Here is an 18,681-nt window from a genome sequence, read left to right on the forward strand (position 1 = left end):
GACGCAGACTGTGGAGCGGAGCATCCGGTGACTGACTCGACCATCATCTACACGCACACTGACGAGGCCCCGGCCCTCGCGACGTATTCCTTCCTGCCCGTGGTGCAGGCGTACGCGTCGACGGCCGGTGTGAATGTCGAGACCCGTGACATCTCCCTGGCCGGTCGGATCATCGCCCTGTTCCCCGAGTACCTCGAGGAGGGGCAGCGCATCGCCGACGCCCTCGCCGAGCTCGGCGAGCTGGCGAAGACCCCCGAGGCCAACATCATCAAGCTGCCCAACATCTCGGCCTCGATCCCGCAGCTGAAGGCCGCGATCGCCGAGCTCCAGGGCCAGGGCTACGCCCTTCCGGACTACCCGGACGACCCGAAGTCGGACGAGGAGCGCGAGATCCGCGCCCGCTACGACAAGGTCAAGGGCAGCGCCGTCAACCCGGTCCTGCGCGAGGGCAACTCCGACCGCCGCGCCCCCGGCTCGGTGAAGAACTACGCCAAGACCCACCCGCACCGCATGGGCGCCTGGACCCCCGAGTCGAAGACGAACGTCGCCACCATGGGCGCCGACGACTTCCGCTCCACCGAGAAGTCCGCGGTCATGGCCGAGGCCGGCACCCTGCGCATCGAGCACGTGGCCGCCGACGGCACCACCACCGTCCTGCGCGAGTCCGTACCGGTCCTCGCCGGCGAGGTCGTGGACGCGTCCGTCATGCACGTCGACGCGCTGCGCACCTTCCTCAACGACCAGATCGCGCGTGCCAAGGCCGAGGGCGTCCTGTTCTCCGTGCACCTCAAGGCCACGATGATGAAGGTCTCCGACCCGATCATCTTCGGCCACGTGGTCCGCGCCTTCCTCCCGAAGACCTTCGCCCGCTACGGCGAGACCCTGGCCGCCGCCGGCCTGTCCCCGAACGACGGCCTCGGCACCATCCTGAACGGCCTGGGCGCCCTCGCCGACGGCGACGCCATCAAGGCCTCGATCGACGCCGAGATCGCCGAGGGCCCGGCCCTCGCGATGGTCGACTCCGACAAGGGCATCACCAACCTGCACGTGCCGTCCGACGTCATCGTCGACGCCTCGATGCCGGCCATGATCCGCACCTCCGGCCACATGTGGGGCCCCGACGGCGCCGAGGCCGACACCCTCGCCGTCCTCCCGGACAGCAGCTACGCCGGCGTCTACCAGGCCGTCGTCGAGGACTGCCGCGCCCACGGCGCGTTCGACCCGGCCACCATGGGCTCGGTGCCGAACGTCGGCCTCATGGCCCAGAAGGCCGAGGAGTACGGCAGCCACGACAAGACCTTCGAGATCGCCGCCGCGGGCACCGTCCGCGTCGTCGACGCCGCGGGCAACGCGGTCATCGAGCAGGAGGTCGCCGCCGGCGACATCTTCCGCGCCTGCCAGACCAAGGACCTGCCCATCCAGGACTGGGTCAAGCTCGCCGTCACGCGCGCCCGCGCCACCGGCGCCCCGGCCGTCTTCTGGCTCGACGAGACCCGCGCCCACGACGCGCAGCTGATCGCCAAGGTCAAGACCTACCTGGCCGACCACGACACCGACGGTCTCACCATCGAGATCCTCTCCCCGGTCGAGGCCACCAAGTTCTCCCTGGAGCGCATCCGCCGCGGCGAGGACACCATCTCGGTGACCGGCAACGTGCTGCGCGACTACCTGACCGACCTCTTCCCGATCCTGGAGCTGGGCACCAGCGCCAAGATGCTGTCGGTCGTCCCGCTGATGGCGGGCGGCGGCCTCTTCGAGACGGGCGCCGGCGGCTCCGCCCCGAAGCACGTCCAGCAGCTGGTCAAGGAGAACTACCTGCGCTGGGACTCCCTCGGCGAGTTCTTCGCGCTGGCCGCCTCCTTCGAGCACCTGTCCGCCACCACGGGCAACGCCCGCGCCCAGGTGCTGGCCGACACCCTCGACCGCGCCACCGGCACCTTCCTCAACGAGGACAAGTCGCCGACCCGTCGCCTCGGCGGCATCGACAACCGCGGCAGCCACTTCTACCTCGCCCTGTACTGGGCGCAGGAGCTGGCCGGCCAGAGCGACGACGCCCAGCTGGCCGCCGCCTTCGAGCCGCTTGCCAAGACGCTGGCCGAGCAGGAGGAGACCATCGTCTCCGAGCTCGTCGCCGTCCAGGGCACCCCGGCCGACATCGGCGGCTACTACCAGCCCGACCCGGTCAAGGCCGAGGCCGTGATGCGTCCCTCCGCGACGCTGAACCAGGCGCTCGCGCTCCTGGGCTGACGCCGCCCCTGACACGGCGGTAGTGGTCCGGGTCCGCCCCGGCCGGCACGGCGCCGGCCGGGGCGGACCCGTATCCGCGGGGCCCGGCCCCGCGGCGGGGGAAGGCTCTCAGAGGCGGTGGACGCGGCCCTGGCCGACGGCCAGGGGGCGGCGGCCGGCCGCCAGGATGCGCAGCCCGGGCGCCACGGCGAGCAGCCGCCGCAGCCAGGCCAGGGCCTCGGGGGAGAGCCGGTCACTGTCGTCCAGGACCAGCAGCATGTCCCGTTCGGCCAGCCAGGACGCGGCGTCGGCGGTCCCGCAGGGCAGGAAGGGCATACCGGGCAGGCACCCCAGCGCGGCCACGAGCTCGCGCACGCCGCCGTCCCCGGACACGGAGACCACCGAGGCGCCGTCGCAGAAATTGGACGAGATCCGCCGCGCGATGTCCCGTACCAGCAGGCCGCGCGGCTCGCGGAAGCGGCCCGTCACGGTCAGCACCCGGCCCCGCCGTACGGTCGTGAGCAGGACCGACAACTCGGTCGAGGTGGCCGGTAAGGTCCCGGCCGCGCCGTCCGACCGTGCCGGTCTGGAGTCCCCCATCATCACGATGCCCCCCATCGCACGCGTGATTGGTGCGGCAGCTGGGATGGTTCGAGCCGCGTGACGACGATTATGCGCCACTTCACACGGATGACTAGGGGAATGTCGTATTCCGCGGCCGTGGGTTTCAGCCGATGCCCTGCCGGTCCGGCTGGAGGGCGAACGCCGACCGCTGCGGGCTCGCCGCCGTGGTGTGGACGGCCTCCTCCAGGAGGTCCCGGTGGCGCCGTACCGGCTCGCGCCGGTCGGGCGGGGCGAGCCGTTCCAAGTCGTCCAGGCAGGCCGCGATCCGCCGGGTGACCTGGGCCGAGCCGATCCCGTAGTCCCGCACCTCGGTGAGGGCCAGGTCCAGCAGCTCCGGCCAGCTCGGCAGGGTCTCCACCAGCCGCACCGCGCCGTCCGCGTCCTGGTGGTACGCCCGCCCCAGGGGCTGGAGGGCGAAGGCGGTCAGCAGCACCTGGATCCGGTCGAGGGCCTGTACCGCCGTCGTCGGGTCGTTGACCGCGGGGGACAGGGCGCGCGAGGCGATGTCGGCGAGCTGGCGGATCCCGAAGGCCAGGTCCTGCTCGGTGGTCCGCTCCACACCCAGCTCCAGTGCCGCCTGGAGCTCCGCGTCGGACGGCGCCGGCCCGCCCGCGACCCGGAACAGGGGGGTGTGCGGCACCAGGTAGTCCCCGATCCGGGGGACGAGGTGCAGCACGAGCCCGTCCCGCCCGGCGAGGGCCACCAGCCGCGGCACGTCCACGGCCTGGAGCACACCGGGCCGCCACACGTGCCCGACCGCCGTGCCGCCCGGATCCGCGCCCCGCTCCCCGGCGTCCCCGGCCAAGGCGCGCGCGGGCCCGGCGCTGTCCCGGATCAGCCGCAGGCTCTCCTGGCACACCCGGTCCATCACGTACGTCACCCTCATCAGCCGGATGGTGGAGTGCACGTAGACGACGAACAGGACCAGGCTCAGCAGCAGGAACCCCATGGCGAGCGAAGAGCCCAGGTAGGGCACGACGGCATCGCTGTCGTCGGTGGAGGAGCCGTACTCCTTCTGCACGCGCAGGGTGTACAGGAAGGTGCACAGGAAGGTCCCCAGGGTCAGTTTCGTGACCCGGCTCTCCACGTAGATGCGCAGCACCCGCGGCGAGAACTGGCCCGCCGCCATCTGGAGCGCGACCAGGGTGATCGAGAAGACCACGCCGATGAACGTCAGCATCGCCGAGCTGACCGCGGCCACCGCCGTCTTGGCCGCCGACCCGAAGTCCGCGGCCGTGCGCAGGAACCACAGCCCGGAGAGGTCCACGCCGGTCCAGCGGGCGTCCAGGTCGTGGATGAAGGAGTCCGCCCGGACCACCACCGTGGCCAGCACCCAGCCGATCAGCAGGCCCGCGAACGGCACGAAGAGGAAGGAGTTGCGCATGCGTTTGCGCAGCCTCGGGAGCACCCCTCGGCGGCGCCGCACCACGGTCATCGGCATGCACGCCAAATTAGCCCCGGCAAAGCGGTCTTCGTGGTTCCTGAGGTCGCCGTGACGTACGTGCCGCCACCCGCCCCGGGGAACGGTTGTCCGCACCGCGGACATCGGCTCTACTGCTGTGCAGCCCCCGGTGGGGCGCGTGCCAGGAAGGGGCTCGGCGATGACAGCGGACCGGCGGACCAACGGGCCTGCGCGCAGACCCTCTTCGCACCGGCGCCGCCCGCGGCTGCGGGGGAGCGGGGCGTTGGCGGCTCTGCTGCTCGCGGTGTTCCTGCTGGTCGGTGCCGGCGCCGCCACCGGCACCGCCTGGGACCCCTTCCCCTCCGGTGCCCCCGCCCCGGCGGCCGCCCCCGCGACCGGGGCGCCGGCGTCCGCCGGTCCCTCCGCCGCGAAGCCCGCGGGCGGGGACCAGGGCGCGGCCAAGGGCGGGGCGACGCCGCCCCCGGCCACCCGCGGCCAAGAGGACACCGGCGGCCCGCGCCCCGCCGGCGCCCTCCCCTTCGACCTGCCCGGCCCGGGCGCCCTGCGCTCCGGCGAGGCCGGCCGCAAGCTCGTGTTCGCCCACTACTTCACCCCGTACCCGCTCTCCCTGGACAACGCGAGCGCCGACTCCGACTACTACACCCGCAACTACCTCGACCCCGGCGGTGAGAACGGCAAGCACCAGCGCTACGGGGGCCTGCTGCGCGACCGCCCCCTGCCCATGCCGCCGAAGGCCGGGGACTGGGAGTACGCCAACCTCCGGCAGGAGGTGCGCACCGCCCGGGACGCGGGCATCGACGGCTTCACCCTCGACCTGCTCTCCCTCTCCGGCAAGAACTGGGAGCGCGCCCGGCGGCTGATGGAGGCGGCCCACGCGGCGGACCCCGCCTTCAAGATCATGCTGATGCCCGACATGACCGCCCTGGACACCGACGACCCCGCGGTGCTCGCCGGAGCCGTCGCCACCCTCGCCGCGTCACCCGCCGCCCACCGCCTCGCCGACGGCCGCCTGGTCCTCTCCCCGTTCAAGGCCGAGCAGAAGGACCCCGCCTGGTGGGGCAGGGTCATCGACACCCTCCGGACCCGGCACGGGATCCGGACCGCCCTCGTCCCGCTCTTCCTCGACTTCGACGCCCACGCCGAGGCCTTCGCGCCGATCAGCTACGGCTTCTCCGAGTGGGGCAGCCGCAGCTACGCCGGCCAGGAGGGCGCCACCGCCGACGTCCGGCGGGCCCGCCAGCTGGGCGGGATCTGGATGCAGCCCGTGTCCGTCCAGGACGCCCGCCCCAACCAGGGGATCTACGACGAGGCCGGCAACACCGCCACCCTGCGGTCCACATGGACCCACGCCATCGAGGACGGCGCCGACTGGGTCCAGCTCACCACCTGGAACGACTACTCCGAGGGCAGCCAGTTCGCGCCGTCCCTGCACAACGGCTACGCCTACCTGGACCTCACCTCGTACTACCTGACCCGCTTCAAGACCGGCGCCTGGCCGCGCATCGTCCGCGACACCCTCTACCTCACCGCCCGCACCCAGTTCGCGGACACCGGTCCGACGGGCGCCCAGTCCCAGCTGATGTCCCTGCGCAAGGGCAGCGCCGCCGCCCGGGACACCGTGGAAGTGCTCAGCTTCCTCACGGCCCCCGGGACCGTCCGTACCGCCGTCGGCCGCACCGCGCGCGAGTACGCGGCCCCGGCCGGCCTCCACGCCGAACTGCTCCCGCTCGGGCCCGGCATCAGCTCCGCCCGGCTGGTCCGCGACGGCCGGGCCACGGCGGAGGTGGAACTGCCCTACCCGGCGGACCGCACGGTGCCGGTGCAGGACCTCCAGTACTACGCGGCGACCAGCGGACGGTCCGGGTAGGGGCAAGGCAGGCCAAAGCGGGCGCCGGAGGGGCGGCGCCAGGCCAATCCCGCCCAAGCGGCCCTTTCGCCGGGCCCCGGCCCCGTCGCATGCTGCCCGGGCCGGCCCACGAGGCCGCGTGCGCCCGCCCGTCCCCGACCCGGAGGCATCCGTGACCGCTCCGACCGCCCCGTCCGCCTTCCCCGGCGGCCCCGCCCTCTTCCGGCTGGACCCCGCCGTCGCGCACCTCAACCACGGCTCGTACGGGGCGGTCCCGCTGCCCGTCCAGGCCGTCCAGGAAGCCCTGCGCACCGAGGCCCACGCAGACCCCGACGCGTTCTTCAACGGGGTCTCCGAACGGCTCACCGCAGCCCGGGGCCGGATCGCGGCGCGCCTGGGGGCGGACCCGGACGGCCTCTGCTTCATCTCCAACGCCACCGAGGGCGCCAACCTCGCCCTCGACGCGATCCCCCTCGCCGAAGGCGACGAGATCCTGGTCACCGACCACGGCTACGGCACCGTCGTGGACGCCGCCGCCCGCCGGGCGAAGGTCACCACGGTCACCCTGGACCCCCGCCTCCCCGACGAGGACGCCGTACGGGAGGCCGTACTGGCCGGGGTCACCCCCCGCACCCGGGTGGCCGTGCTCGACCACGTCAGCTCGCCCACCGCCCGCCTCATCGCCGGCCCCCGGCTCCTCGCCGACCTCGCCGCGCGCGGGATCACCACCGTCGTCGACGGCGCCCACGCCCCCGGCATGCTCGCCGAGCCGGTCGCCGCGGGCGCCGACTTCTGGTTCGGGAACCTGCACAAATGGGGGTACGCCCCCTCCGGCAGCGGCCTCCTCGCCGTGGCCCCCGCCCACCGCGCCCGGGTCCGCTCCCTCAGCCCCTCCTGGGAGGACCACCGGGGCTTCCCGCTCTCCGTCGAGTACCGGGCCACCTTCGACTACACCGGCTGGCTGGCCGCCCCCGAGGGCCTTGACCTCCTGGAACGCCTCGGCGCCGAACGGGTCCGGGCCCACAACAGCGCCCTGGCAGGCTACGGCGCCGAACTCCTCGCCCGGGTCCCGGGCCTCACCCCGCTGCCGCACACCGCGGGCCTGGCCCTGCGCTCCCTGCTGCTGCCGCCCGGCGTCGCCGAGACCCGCGAGGCGGCCACGGCACTGCGCGAGGAACTGGCCGCGAAGCTCCGGATCCGCGTCCTGGTCTGGCCCCGGCCGGGCGGCGGCGGGCTGCGGGTGTGCGGGCAGGTCTACAACCGGCCCGAGGAGTACGAACGCCTCGCCGCGGCCCTGCCCGCCTACCTGCGCTGACCCGCCTGCCTGCGCCGGCCCGCCTGCCGCCTCAGGGGCGGCGCAGCAGGTAGGTGTCCATGATCCAGCCCTTGCGGGCCCGGGCCTCGGTCCGCAGCTCCTCGATGCGGCCGGCCACCTCCGACAGCTTGCCCGAGACCAGGATCTCGTCCGGGGTGCCCACGTACGCACCCCAGTAGATGAACAGGTCCTGGTCCAGGTGGGCGGTGAACGCGTGCCGGGCGTCCAGCATCACCACCACGTCGTCCACGTCCTGCGGCCAGCCCTCCGCCAGTCGCCGGCCCGTGGTGATCTGGACCGGGCGCCCGACCCGGTTCAGGTTGGTGCGGTGGCGCGCCAGCAGCGCCGACACGCTGCTGATGCCCGGCACCACCTCGTGCTCGAAGGCCACCCGGCCACGCTCCAGCACCTCGTCGAGGATCGCGAGCGTGGAGTCGTACAGCGAGGGGTCGCCCCACACCAGGAACGCGCCCGTCTCGCCGTCCGCCAGGTCCTCGGCGATGAACCGCTCGAAGATCTCCGCCCGGGCGCTGCGCCAGCCGTCCACCGTCGGCGCGTACTGGGCCGGGGTCCGGTCGCGGTCCGGGTCGCGGCCCTCCACCAGACGGTGACCGGGCCGGGCGTGCGCCTCCAGCATGGTGCGCCGCAGTCCCGTCAGGTCCGCCTTCTCCTCCCCCTTCTCCAGGATGAGGAATGCGTCCGCCGCGCCGATCGCCCTGACCGCCTGGAGGGTCAGGTGGTCCGGGTCGCCCGCGCCTATACCGATCACTGAGAACTTCTTCACCGGGCTATTGTGCCCACCATGCGTGTCGCCCTGTTCGTCACCTGCGTCAACGACGCCCTGTACCCCCGTACGGGCATCGCCGTCGTCCGCCTCCTGGAGCGGCTCGGCGTCGACGTGGACTTCCCGGCGGCCCAGAGCTGCTGCGGCCAGCCCCAGTACAACACCGGCTACCGCCGCGAGGCCGAACCCCTGCTGCGCCGCACCGCGGAGGCCTTCGCCGGCTACGACCACGTGGTCACCCCCTCCGGCTCCTGCGCCGCCATGGTCCGCGCGCACTACCCGCGCATCGCCCGCCAGGCCGCCCGGGAGGGGCGGGGGAGCGGACTGGAACGGCTCGCGGAGGAATTCGTACCGCGCGTGTACGAGCTCACCGAGTTCCTCGTCGACGTGCTCGGCGTCACCGACGTCGGCGCGTACTTCCCCCACACCGTCACCTACCACCCCTCCTGCCACGGCCTGCGCACCCTCGGGCTGGGCGAGCGCCCCCGCCGGCTGCTGGCCGCCGTCAAGGGCCTGGAACTCGTCGCACTTCCCGGCGCCGAGGAGTGCTGCGGGTTCGGCGGCACCTTCGCCGTCAAGAACCCCGGCGTCTCCGCCGCCATGGGCGCCGACAAGACCGCCGCCGCGCTGGCCACGGGCGCCGAGGTCCTGTGCGGGGCCGACAACTCCTGCCTCGCCCACCTCGACGGCACCCTCCGCCACGCCGGGGCCCCGCTGCGCACCCTGCACCTCGCCGAGATCCTGGCGTCGGCCGAGGAGGACCCGCTGCCATGACCCGCACGAACCTGGGCATGCCCTCCTTCCCGCCCTTCCCCGAGGCGGCGGGGGAGGCCGTACGGGACGAGGTCCTGCGCGCCAACCTCCGCCGCGCCACCCACACCATCCGCGACAAACGGGCCCGCGCCGTCACCGAACTCACCGACTGGGACCGGCTCCGCGCGGCCGGCAAGGCCGTCAAGGACCACACCCTGCGCCACCTCGACCACTACCTCCTCCAGCTGGAGGCCTCCGTCACCGCGGCCGGCGGCACCGTGCACTGGGCGGCCGACGCGGACGAGGCCAACCGCATCGTGACCGGCCTGGTCCTGGCCACCGGCGAACGCGAGGTCGTCAAGGTCAAATCGATGGCCACCCAGGAGATCGGCCTCAACGAGGCCCTGGAGGCCGCCGGGATCGCCGCGTACGAGACCGACCTCGCCGAGCTCATCGTCCAGCTCGGCCACGACCGGCCCTCGCACATCCTCGTCCCCGCCATCCACCGCAACCGCGACGAGATCCGCGACATCTTCCGCAGTGAGATGGCGAGTTGGGGCCGACCCGCCCCCGAAGACCTCGGCGACGACCCGCGCGAACTCGCCGAAGCCGCCCGGCTCCACCTCCGCGAGAAGTTCCTGCGCGCCAAAGTCGCCGTCTCCGGCGCCAACTTCATGGTCGCCGAGACCGGAACCATGGTCGTCCTCGAATCCGAGGGCAACGGCCGGATGTGCCTGACCCTGCCGGAGACCCTGATCTCGGTCGTCGGCATCGAGAAGGTCGTCCCCGCCTTCCGCGACCTGGAAGTCTTCCTCCAGACCTTGCCGCGCTCCTCCACGGCCGAGCGGATGAACCCGTACACCACCATGTGGACGGGGACCACGGACGGCGACGGCCCGTCCGCCTTCCACCTCGTCCTCCTCGACAACGGCCGCACCGACACCCTCGCCGACGAGACCGGGCGGCAGGCCCTGCGCTGCATCCGCTGCTCCGCCTGCCTCAACGTCTGCCCCGTCTACGAACGCGCCGGCGGCCACGCCTACGGCTCCGTCTACCCCGGCCCCATCGGGGCCATCCTCAGCCCCCAACTGCGCGGCACCGGCAGCGACATCGACGCCACCCTGCCCTACGCCTCCACCCTGTGCGGGGCCTGCTACGAGGTCTGCCCGGTCGCCATCGACATCCCCGAGGTCCTGGTCCACCTGCGCGAACGCGTCGTCCAGGGCGGCCCCGCCACCCGCGCCGGGGTCCGGGTACGCCTGCGCCCCGCGCACGGACACACCGCCGAACGGGCCGCCATGCGCGCGGCCCGCCTCCTCCTGGACCACCCCGGCGCCCTGCGCACCGCCGAACGCCTCCTGGCCCGCGCCCGCCGCCTGCGCCCCCGCCGGCTCCCGGGCCCCGGCCGCGCCTGGACGGACACCCGCGCCCTTCCCGACATCCCGGCGGAACCCTTCCGCGACTGGTGGCTCCGCGAACGGGGGAACCGGCATTGAGCACCAAGGACCGCATCCTGTCCCGCATCCGGCGGGCCACCGCCCAGAACCCGGACGCCCCACCCATCCCCCGGGACTACCTCCGCACCCACGGCACCCGCACCCCGGCCGAGACGGCCGACCTGCTCGCCGCCCACCTCACGGAGTACCGGGCCAGGGTCCACCGCACCGACGAGGACGGCCTCCCGCTCCTCCTCGCCCGCCTGCTCTCCGCCTCCCGCACGGTCCTCGTCCCGCTGGGCCTGCCCCCGCACTGGCTCTCGGCCGCCGACGCCACCCGGATCCACGACCGCGCGGGCTCCACCCCCCGCGACCTGGACGGCGTCGACAGCGCCGTCACCGGCTGCGCCCTGGCCATCGCCGAGACCGGCACGATCGTCCTGGACGGCGGCCCCGATCAGGGCCGGCGCCGCATCACCCTGATCCCCGACCACCACGTCTGCGTGGTCCGGGTCCCGGCCCAGGTCGTGGACTCCGTTCCGCAGGCCCTCGAACGCCTCGATCCCGCCCGCCCGCTGACCTGGATCTCGGGACCCTCCGCCACCAGCGACATCGAACTCGACCGGGTCGAGGGCGTACACGGCCCCCGCACCCTGGACGTGGTCCTCCTCGACACACCCGCACAATGAGCGCATGCCATCCCACATCGCCCTCACCGCCCTCGTGGTCCGCGACTACGACGAGGCCATCGACTTCTACACCCGCGCCCTCGGCTTCGAACTCGCCGAGGACACCCCCCGCCCGGACGGTTCCCGCTGGGTCGTCGTCCGCCCGCCCGGCGCCAAGGAGGCCGCCCTGCTGCTGGCCCGTGCCAAGGACGACGCCCAGCGCTCCCGCATCGGCGACCAGACGGGCGGCCGGGTCGGCTTCTTCCTCCACACCACCGACTTCGCCGCCGACCACGCCCGCATGACCGCGCAGGGCGTCCGCTTCCTGGAGGAGCCGCGCCACGAGCCGTACGGCTCCGTCGCCGTCTTCGAAGACCTCTACGGAAACCGCTGGGACCTGCTACAGCCCGCCTCCGCCTAAGGGCTGTCCCGTAATCCCCGGTGGATCAGCGCACGGCGTCAGATGCGGTGCATCGCAAGGCGGAGGGGCGCCCGCATACTGGGCGTATTCGGGCGTCCCGACAACGCAGCGAGGTGCCGTAGCCGGCGTCGTGCGCCCGCCGGGGATTACGGGACAGCCCTTAGCCTCGGCGCCTCCCGCGCCGCGTCCACCACGGCCCCGGCCTCCACCCGGTGGGCCAGCTCCCCGGCCCACCGGACCAGCCCCGGCAGGTCCATCCCGTACGCCCGCTCCACCCCGCCGAGCGAAGCCGCCCCGCGCCGCAGCAGCCGCGCCCCGCCGACGGCGTTCCCCCGCGCGGCGTGCGTCAGCCCCACGGCGAGCTGCGCCAGCCCCCGCCACAGGGCGGCGTCCCCCGTCGGCCCGGACTTCCAGGCGTCCTCGAACACCTCGTGCGCGTGGAACGGCATCCCGGCATCCAGCAGCCGCTGCGCCTCCGAGACCGTCTCCCCGGGCGCCCGCACGACCCCCTCGGGCTGCCGCGCCACCCCGGCGGCCCCGTAGGGCAGCGGCCGCCCCAACCCGTCCCGCGGCCGCGCACTCCGCGCCCGCCCCGCACCGTCCCGATCCCGCTCCCGACCGTCCACCGCCCCATCCTCCCGTGCCCCGATCACCCGTGCACACGCACCCCTCGGCGTGCGGTAATGTTCTGCATGTGCCCGGCGCACGAGGGGGAAACCCCAGGTCGCAGGGGCAACGGGACGTGGCGCAGCTTGGTAGCGCACTTGACTGGGGGTCAAGGGGTCGCAGGTTCAAATCCTGTCGTCCCGACTTGCGAATACGCAGGTCAGAGGCCGTATCGGAGCATCCGGTACGGCCTCGAGATCGTTACGGGCTTCGGCTTTCTACGCGAGGGGCGTACTCGCCGCGGGCCAGTGCCGACGTTCGGGAATCAGCCTGCGCAGGATCCACAAGCCGGCGCGCAGCTTCCAGTCTCCGGGGGAGCGGATTTCGGAGATGAGGGCGCCGGTGCTCCTGCCGATCGACCGCGACGCTTCCTCGGTCGCATCCGGGTCCAGGAGCCTGTCGCAGTTGAACCAGGCCAAGCCCCGTGCGACCCGGATCCCGTAATTGGTCAACAGTTCGTCACTCCGGGTGAACAGCCTGTCCAAAGACCTGAGCCCGTAGATGTACCTGGACGAAAGGTCGTCCTGGACCCTGTCGATACAGGACCCCAGCACGTCGTTCATGCGGTGGAAGTCCGCGATGTGGCTGCGGTCGCCCGTGGACGTCGCCATGCGACGCAAGGCCCCCGGCAGGTCGTACGAGATGTGCGCCATCATGGAAAAGAGCACGTCTTCCAGGGTGTACGAGCGCCGGACGCTCGAAGCGGCGAAGGCGTCCCGCCATGGTGGGGGGACGAGGTCCGGCAGATCACCGGGCCGGACTTCGTCCGCGGAGCCGCCGGGCCGTCCTGCCAGCCAGGTGTCGATGCCGTCCATCGCGGCGAAGTAGGCCGACGCGAGCGTCTCGCACAGCTCGGCGACCCACGGCGGGTCGGTGAACGCGGGGGTGCCCGTATCCAGGGCTGTGGCGAGCGTCGTGGTGAGGCGGTAGTAGGTGTAGGCGAACGCGGCCCGGCGATCGTGTGTGGTGTCGTACTGCCTGACCCGCTCGGCAAGCAATCCGGCGACCCGGGTGACCTTTTCGGCGGGGAGCATGGACTCGGCGGTCATCGGGAGTGTGTTCCTGCCGCCCGCTAAGCCGGCGCGCTGACGCGGCGGGTTTCCTCGGTCGCCCTGCCCCAGTCGCACACCAATTCCGCGAAGAGGCTCTGGCGGTCGGGTGAGACCTGGTAGTCCGCCGTCCAAAGGGTTTCGAGCAACGGCATGTGGTAGGTCGCGGCCATGCCTTCGTCGCGGATCTCCGCAGAGTAGGTGAAGGTCCGCGTGAGCAGGCCCGGCACGGGGCCGAGCCTCTCGTGCGCGCGGACAGTGACTCCGGTCCCGTTGCCGTCCAGCACGTACTGCTCTTCCAAGAGGTACAGGGTCACGCCGAACTTGGTCATCCTGACCACGTTGTCGGCCTGGCCGAACTCGCCCTCGTCCGGCTTCGCCACGATCGTCGAACTCTGCCGTAGCGCACCGGCGACCCGCTCGAGGGTGTGCATGGCGGTCGCGAGCAGCTTGTTCGTCCATCCGATGCGGCTGCGCATGAGGCGACGCCAGGAGGTGACGCGGAAGGTGGCCTTTCCGTGCCAGGTGCCGGTCCCGATGTCGAAGTAGTAGACGCGGCTGGGCGCGGTCGTGCGGTGTCGAGGGATGCCCTCGGGCTCCATTGTCACGGTGAGTAGCGTAGCATCACGCCCTGTAAATGACCCTCAGGGTCCGGAAGGCTGAGATCCGACGGGACCTCGGCTTCGTCGGTGGCGGCGTTGTTCTTGAATGGTCATTCATGTATCTTCTTGTCATGCCCAGACCGCGAGAGTTCGAGCCCGACGCCGTTCTGAACGTGGCCATGCTGCGGTTCTGGGAGCGCGGCTACCGGGCGGTGTCCGTCGAGGAGCTGGTGAAGGCGACCGGCGTCAAGCCCGGCAGCCTCTACAGCGCGTTCCCCGGCGGCAAGCGTGCGCTGTTCCTGAAGTCGCTGGAGCGCTACTCGAAGCTGGTCGTCCCGCAGAAGCTGGGCGAACTGGAGGCCCCGGGCGCCTCGGTGGGCGAGGTCCGCGGCTACTTCGACGGACTGGTGAGCGATCTGCTCAGCCCCGAGGGCCGGCAGGGCTGCCTGCTCGTCAACACGGCCATCGAGAACGCGGCCGAGGACGACGAAGCGGCGGCCGTCGTCCGCGGCCACCTGGCGCGGCTCGAGCGGTGCATGACGCACGCGCTGGAGAACGCGGCCCGCAGGGGGCAGGTCCGCGCCTCCCTGGACTGCGCCGGCAGCGCCAAGCTGCTGGTGGCCGCCTGTCAGGGGCTCATGGTCGTCGGGAAGGCGAACCCCGACGAGACGCTCCTGCGCGCGATCGTCGACAACGCCTTCGCCGCTCTCGCCTGACGGCGAGGGCTACGGGCCACCGTTCGCGGTGGCCCTTTTCCTCGCACCAATAGTTGAATGAGTGCTCAAGAATGGAGCCGGGACATGAAGGCCATAGTCATCTCCGCCCACGGCGGCCCCGAGGTCCTCACCCTCACCGAGCTGCCCGACCCCGTGCCCGCCGACGGCGAAGTGCTGATCCGGGTCAAGGCGTTCGGCCTCAACCACGCCGAGGCGTACATGCGCAGCGGTGCCTGGGGGAAGGTCGCGGCCGTCCCCGGGATCGAGTGCGCCGGGGTGGTGGAGGCCGACCCGTCAGGTGAACTCGCCGCCGGTACCCGGGTCGTGGCGATCCTCGGCGGCATGGGCAGGACCCGCAACGGGAGCTACGCGGAGCTGGTGACCGTGCCGGCGACCAACGTGGTGGCCGTCCGCTCGACGCTGGACTGGGCCGGTCTCGCGGCGGTTCCCGAGGTGTACGCGACGGCGTGGAGCGGCCTGTTCGGCAACCTCGACCTGCGGCCGGGCGAGACCGTCCTGGTGAGGGGAGCGACCTCCTCGCTGGGCCAGGCCGCGGTCAACCTGGCGGTCGACCGCGGCGCGACCGTTCTCGCCACGACCCGGGACCCGCTGCGGGCGCCCCTGCTGAAGGAGCTCGGGGCCGCCGGCGTACTCGTCGACGACGGAGCGCTCGCCGCCCAGGTCGCGGAGCGCGGGGCCGGCGTCGACGCGGTGTTCGACGTCGTCGGCAACAGCGTCCTGCGTGACTCGCTCGCCCTGGTCCGGCCGCGCGGCCGGGTCTGCCAGCTCGGCTTCCTGGGCGGCTTCGATCCCGTACACGACTTCGACCCGGTCGCCGACCTCCCCAGCGGGGTCCGGCTCAGCTTCTTCGGCAGCGCCTTCGTGCTGGGCACCCCGGCGTACCCGCTCGCCGACGTGCCGCTGGACGAGATCTACGCCAAGGTCCAGGCCGGTGTCCTGCGGGCCCGTCCCTCGCGGGTCTTCCGGTTCGAGGAGATCGTGGAAGCCCATCGGGCCATGGAGGCCGGAGAAGCCCTCGGGAAGATGGTCGTCACCGTCGGCTGAATCCCCGGACCCTCCGTCAGCCCGCCGAGGGGCGCCTGCTCCGGCCGGCGCGGACACGACAGCGCGGGTGGCACTTGGTCCTACTCCGCCCCGCGCGTACGGAGTCCGTGCACCAGTTGGTCGACATGGCCTGCGGCCTGGGCGGGTTCGAGTGGTTGGTGGCCTACCAGCAGGCGGTACCAGAACAGGCCGAAGAGCCGGTCGGTGGCGGCCTCCACGTCTGCGGTGGACGGGAGTTCGCCGCGCTGCACGCCCCTGGCGAGGAGGGCCAGCACGACGGCGCGGCGGCTCTCCACCCATTCCCGGAACGGCTCGGCGAAGGCCGGGTCGAGCTGTGCCTCCGCCATCAGGCCGCGCAGTGTCCGGACCCGCAGCGGGTGCGCGCAGACGCCGTACAGGGCGGTGGTGAACGCGGTCAGGTCGTCGGCCAGCGAGCCGGTGTCGGGTTCGGGCATGCGCTGCTCGACCGCCGTCCGGTACGCGTCCATGACGAGGAGGGCCTTCGATTTCCACCAGCGGTAGACGGTGCTCTTGGCGACGTCGGCGCGAGCGGCGATCCGTTCGATGGTGACGGCCTGGTAGCCGAGTTCCTCGACGAGCTCGACCGCGGCGGCCAGGACGGCGTCGTGGGCCTCCTGGCTGCGGATCCGGCCGCCGGTCCGGCGGCTGTGGGTTTCTGGGGAGGGCACCCCGTCACGTTAGCAGCGTGCTACTCTCAATCAAAACGCTACGGAGCGTTTTGATTGATGGGGGAGTGGAACGAGCATGGGTGAGATCGTGGTGTCGCACGGCTACGGCGCGAGCGACGACAGTGTCTGGTTCCCGTATCTGGCCGAACGGCTTGCGGCCGGCGGACACCGGGTCACCGTGCCCCGGCTGCCGGAAACCACCGCTCCGCGGCTGGAGCCCTGGCGCAAGGCGTACGGCGAGGCCGTCCTGGCCGCCGGCCCGGCCGGGTCGACGGTGCTGGTCGGGCACAGCATCGGCGGCGTGAACGTGCTGCGTTTCCTGGAGCAGCACGATCCCGAGACCCAGGGGGTGTTCGCGGGCGTGCTGCTGGTGGCGACCTCCGCGCACGAGGTCGGGTACGACGAGCTCGCCGAGTTCTTCGAAGGAGGGTTCGACTGGGAGCGGATCCGCCGCTCGGCGCTGCAGTTCCGGGTGCTCCAGGCCATGGACGACCCGGTCAACCAGCCGGACCCGACCGAGCACGTCAGGCTGTTGGTCGACGGCCTCGGCGCGACCGCGGTGGTGACGCCCACCGGAGCGCACTTCGGTGCCACCCCGGACGACCACGTCGAGGTACCGGAGGCGGTCCGGCTGGTCACCGAGCTGCTGGCGGGCTGACCGGCCCGGGGCGGGGACCAGGCAGGGGCGGCGTGCGGCATCGCACGCCGCCCCTGCCGGCTTCCGCGCGGAACGGGTCGGGGGACTACCGGGTGCTGCTGTACGGCAGCAAGGCCATCTCGCGGGCGTTCTTGATCGCCTGGGCGAGGCGGCGCTGCTGCTGTGCCGTGACGCGGGTGACGCGGCGGCTGCGGATCTTGCCGCGGTCGGAGATGAACTTCCGCAGCAGGTCGGTGTCCTTGTAGTCGATGTAGGTGATCTTCGCGGCGTCCAGCGGGTTGGGGCGGGACTTCAGCGGCTTGTGGGGGGCCTGACGGCGGGCCATGAGGGCTCCTAGGGGTGGTCGGAAGGTCAGGAGACGGGGTCGAGGAGGGAGTCGAAGGCGGCCGGGAGGCTCTTCCATGCCTCCCGGCCCGCCTCGTATTCGGCGTCGGTGAGCAGGCAGGACTCGAGGAGTCGTTCGAGCCCGTGCCGGTCGAGGCCGGGTGAGGTGAAGACGAGGTGCTGGCAGCAGTCGCCGTGCTCGGGATGCCAGTCGAGCGATGCGGCCGCCCGGCGCATCGGCGGCACCAGCTCCCAGGCGGCGTCCGGCAGGGATGCCAGCCACGGGCCGGCGTTCTCCACGCACAGCGCCCCGCCCGCGGCGTCCCAGGCCAGCAGCGTGTCGGGGCGGTCGGCGAGCCAGAAGCGGCCGCGACTGCGGGCGGCGGCGCAGCACAGCTCTTCCAGGGCCTCGAAGAGCCGTTCGGGGTGGAAGGGGCGCCGGCGGTGCCAGACGAGGGTGGTGACTCCCGCCTCGTCGGCCTCCTGCGGCAGCAGGGCGCAGGCCGGGTGCTGGGCGGCGGCCGCCGTTTCCGGGTCGAAACCGGCGAAGGCCAGCGCGGCGAGTTCGCCGGATCCGGCCGGCACCTGACGGGCGGTCGGGTGGAGCTGGGCGAGGAGGGCGCGGTCCTCGTCATCGGCCTCTTCGCTGTCGACGAGGGCGAGTACGGGGGCGTATTCGAGCTGCCGCGCCCAGGTGTCCGCGACCGTCCGCTGGTCGGAGGCGGCCGCGGCGAGGCCCGCCTCTGCCAGGTCGTCTCCGTTGGCGAGGTAGGGCAGTACGAGTGCGGGGTCGACCGCGGTGATCACGCCCGTGAGGTCGAGTACCCCGGCGCCGTGCGCGACGACGACCTCTGCCATCGCCTTGGGTTCGACGGAATCCCAGAGTTCGACGACGGCCAGCCGGGTCGTGCCGTTGCCGGCCAGCCGTTCCAGCTCGGGGACCAGGTCCTCGCGCAGCGCGCAGCAGGCGCAGTCGTTGGCCAGGGGTGCCTCGCCGCGGGACAGCTCGCCGGAGGCGTCGCGTACCAGGCGCCGCACCGTGCCCGTCGGCGCGGTGGCCAGGTCGTGGTGGAGGGCGACGCTGCCCGGCACGGCGTGCAGCAGCCGGTCCACGACCTCCTTGCGGGCGTCGGAGTGCAGCCCGCCGACGATCACGACGGGCAGGGTCACGCCTTGCTCCCGTAGCGGCGCTCGAAGCGCTCGACGCGGCCGGCCGTGTCCAGGACGCGGGCGGTGCCGGTGTAGAAGGGGTGGCTCTGCGAGGAGATCTCGACGTCGATGACGGGGTAGGTGGTGCCGTCCTCCCACTCGACGGTCTTGTCGCTGGTCGCCGTGGAGCGGGTGAGGAAGGCGAAGCCGGCGGCCTTGTCGCGGAAGACGACGGGGCCGTAGGCGGGGTGGATTCCAGGCTTCATG

General features: G+C 72.7%; 20 protein-coding genes and 1 tRNA gene. 11 read left to right on the top strand and 10 right to left on the bottom strand.

Features of this window, described 5'->3' with window-relative positions:
• The first annotated feature begins 27 nt into the window (after nucleotides 1-27).
• Complete coding sequence (locus B4U46_RS29655) at nucleotides 28-2,247, top strand: NADP-dependent isocitrate dehydrogenase (protein WP_079430698.1); 2,220 nt, start codon at nucleotides 28-30, stop codon at nucleotides 2,245-2,247.
• 108 nt (nucleotides 2,248-2,355) lie between these two features.
• Here B4U46_RS29655 and B4U46_RS29660 read toward each other — a convergent pair whose 3' ends face one another.
• Complete coding sequence (locus B4U46_RS29660) at nucleotides 2,356-2,844, bottom strand: hypothetical protein (protein ID WP_079430699.1); 489 nt, start codon at nucleotides 2,842-2,844, stop codon at nucleotides 2,356-2,358.
• Nucleotides 2,845-2,953: 109 nt separating this feature from the next.
• Nucleotides 2,954-4,291 carry a DUF2254 domain-containing protein gene (locus B4U46_RS29665; protein WP_107438344.1) on the bottom strand — a complete coding sequence of 446 codons (1,338 nt, stop codon included), beginning with the start codon at nucleotides 4,289-4,291 and terminating at the stop codon, nucleotides 2,954-2,956.
• Between the two features lie 244 nt (nucleotides 4,292-4,535).
• Between B4U46_RS29665 and B4U46_RS29670 the strand changes: the two genes are divergently transcribed.
• Nucleotides 4,536-6,140, top strand: a complete 1,605-nt coding sequence (locus B4U46_RS29670) for a glycoside hydrolase family 71 protein (RefSeq protein WP_261340948.1) — start codon at nucleotides 4,536-4,538, stop codon at nucleotides 6,138-6,140.
• 151 nt (nucleotides 6,141-6,291) lie between these two features.
• Nucleotides 6,292-7,434 (top strand): aminotransferase class V-fold PLP-dependent enzyme, encoded by a 1,143-nt coding sequence (locus tag B4U46_RS29675; protein ID WP_079432074.1) that lies wholly within the window; start codon nucleotides 6,292-6,294, stop codon nucleotides 7,432-7,434.
• Between the two features lie 31 nt (nucleotides 7,435-7,465).
• Here B4U46_RS29675 and cobF read toward each other — a convergent pair whose 3' ends face one another.
• Complete coding sequence (cobF, locus tag B4U46_RS29680; protein WP_079430702.1) at nucleotides 7,466-8,218, bottom strand: precorrin-6A synthase (deacetylating); 753 nt, start codon at nucleotides 8,216-8,218, stop codon at nucleotides 7,466-7,468.
• Nucleotides 8,219-8,236: 18 nt separating this feature from the next.
• Between cobF and B4U46_RS29685 the strand changes: the two genes are divergently transcribed.
• From B4U46_RS29685 to B4U46_RS29700, 4 genes are read left to right on the top strand one after another with little or no spacing between them, the layout of a single operon-like run.
• Complete coding sequence (locus B4U46_RS29685) at nucleotides 8,237-8,992, top strand: (Fe-S)-binding protein (RefSeq protein WP_079430703.1); 756 nt, start codon at nucleotides 8,237-8,239, stop codon at nucleotides 8,990-8,992.
• Complete coding sequence (locus tag B4U46_RS29690) at nucleotides 8,989-10,467, top strand: lactate utilization protein B (protein ID WP_079430704.1); 1,479 nt, start codon at nucleotides 8,989-8,991, stop codon at nucleotides 10,465-10,467. The genes B4U46_RS29685 and B4U46_RS29690 overlap by 4 nt, the downstream gene beginning before the upstream one ends.
• Nucleotides 10,464-11,096 carry a LutC/YkgG family protein gene (locus B4U46_RS29695; RefSeq protein WP_079430705.1) on the top strand — a complete coding sequence of 211 codons (633 nt, stop codon included), beginning with the start codon at nucleotides 10,464-10,466 and terminating at the stop codon, nucleotides 11,094-11,096. The genes B4U46_RS29690 and B4U46_RS29695 overlap by 4 nt, the downstream gene beginning before the upstream one ends.
• Before the next feature lie 4 nt (nucleotides 11,097-11,100).
• The gene (locus B4U46_RS29700) at nucleotides 11,101-11,496 is read left to right on the top strand and encodes a VOC family protein (protein WP_079430706.1); all 396 of its coding nucleotides are present in this window, start codon (nucleotides 11,101-11,103) and stop codon (nucleotides 11,494-11,496) included.
• Nucleotides 11,497-11,642: 146 nt separating this feature from the next.
• On the opposite strand, the gene B4U46_RS29705 is transcribed toward B4U46_RS29700, so the two are convergent.
• A complete protein-coding gene (locus tag B4U46_RS29705; RefSeq protein WP_079430707.1) occupies nucleotides 11,643-12,122 on the bottom strand; it encodes a DUF309 domain-containing protein in 480 nt (159 codons plus the stop codon).
• A gap of 110 nt (nucleotides 12,123-12,232) precedes the next feature.
• Here B4U46_RS29705 and B4U46_RS29710 point away from each other — a divergent pair.
• Nucleotides 12,233-12,306, top strand: a tRNA-Pro gene (locus B4U46_RS29710).
• 74 nt (nucleotides 12,307-12,380) lie between these two features.
• Here the strand turns inward: B4U46_RS29710 and B4U46_RS29715 are convergent.
• Nucleotides 12,381-13,211, bottom strand: a complete 831-nt coding sequence (locus B4U46_RS29715) for a DUF5995 family protein (protein ID WP_079430708.1) — start codon at nucleotides 13,209-13,211, stop codon at nucleotides 12,381-12,383.
• Between the two features lie 23 nt (nucleotides 13,212-13,234).
• Entirely contained in the window at nucleotides 13,235-13,819 is a 585-nt protein-coding gene (locus B4U46_RS29720; RefSeq protein WP_159402130.1) for a hypothetical protein, read from the bottom strand.
• A 125-nt stretch (nucleotides 13,820-13,944) separates the two neighbouring features.
• On the opposite strand from B4U46_RS29720, the gene B4U46_RS29725 reads away from it, so the two are divergent.
• Both B4U46_RS29725 and B4U46_RS29730 read left to right on the top strand, forming a co-directional pair.
• Nucleotides 13,945-14,529 (top strand): TetR/AcrR family transcriptional regulator, encoded by a 585-nt coding sequence (locus B4U46_RS29725; protein WP_159402131.1) that lies wholly within the window; start codon nucleotides 13,945-13,947, stop codon nucleotides 14,527-14,529.
• Nucleotides 14,530-14,613: 84 nt separating this feature from the next.
• Complete coding sequence (locus B4U46_RS29730; protein WP_079430711.1) at nucleotides 14,614-15,594, top strand: zinc-binding dehydrogenase; 981 nt, start codon at nucleotides 14,614-14,616, stop codon at nucleotides 15,592-15,594.
• 80 nt (nucleotides 15,595-15,674) lie between these two features.
• Here B4U46_RS29730 and B4U46_RS29735 read toward each other — a convergent pair whose 3' ends face one another.
• Nucleotides 15,675-16,283 carry a TetR/AcrR family transcriptional regulator gene (locus tag B4U46_RS29735; protein ID WP_237293165.1) on the bottom strand — a complete coding sequence of 203 codons (609 nt, stop codon included), beginning with the start codon at nucleotides 16,281-16,283 and terminating at the stop codon, nucleotides 15,675-15,677.
• Between the two features lie 76 nt (nucleotides 16,284-16,359).
• Here B4U46_RS29735 and B4U46_RS29740 point away from each other — a divergent pair, with 76 nt between their 5' ends.
• Nucleotides 16,360-16,941 (top strand): RBBP9/YdeN family alpha/beta hydrolase, encoded by a 582-nt coding sequence (locus tag B4U46_RS29740; protein ID WP_079430712.1) that lies wholly within the window; start codon nucleotides 16,360-16,362, stop codon nucleotides 16,939-16,941.
• A gap of 85 nt (nucleotides 16,942-17,026) precedes the next feature.
• Here B4U46_RS29740 and rpsR read toward each other — a convergent pair whose 3' ends face one another.
• From rpsR to B4U46_RS29755, 3 genes are read right to left on the bottom strand one after another with little or no spacing between them, the layout of a single operon-like run.
• Nucleotides 17,027-17,266: a 30S ribosomal protein S18 gene (rpsR, locus tag B4U46_RS29745; RefSeq protein ID WP_079430713.1), complete on the bottom strand. Its 240-nt coding sequence runs from the start codon at nucleotides 17,264-17,266 to the stop codon at nucleotides 17,027-17,029.
• Between the two features lie 26 nt (nucleotides 17,267-17,292).
• The gene (locus tag B4U46_RS29750; protein ID WP_079430714.1) at nucleotides 17,293-18,435 is read right to left on the bottom strand and encodes a CobW family GTP-binding protein; all 1,143 of its coding nucleotides are present in this window, start codon (nucleotides 18,433-18,435) and stop codon (nucleotides 17,293-17,295) included.
• Nucleotides 18,432-18,680, bottom strand: coding sequence for a type B 50S ribosomal protein L31 (locus B4U46_RS29755; RefSeq protein ID WP_079430715.1), 249 nt, complete (start codon nucleotides 18,678-18,680; stop codon nucleotides 18,432-18,434). Before B4U46_RS29755 ends, B4U46_RS29750 begins: the two co-directional genes overlap by 4 nt.
• Nucleotide 18,681 lies beyond the last annotated feature (1 nt).

Origin of the sequence: Streptomyces katrae (assembly GCF_002028425.1) — a bacterium.
GTDB classification, from domain to species: Bacteria; Actinomycetota; Actinomycetes; order Streptomycetales; family Streptomycetaceae; genus Streptomyces; species Streptomyces katrae_A.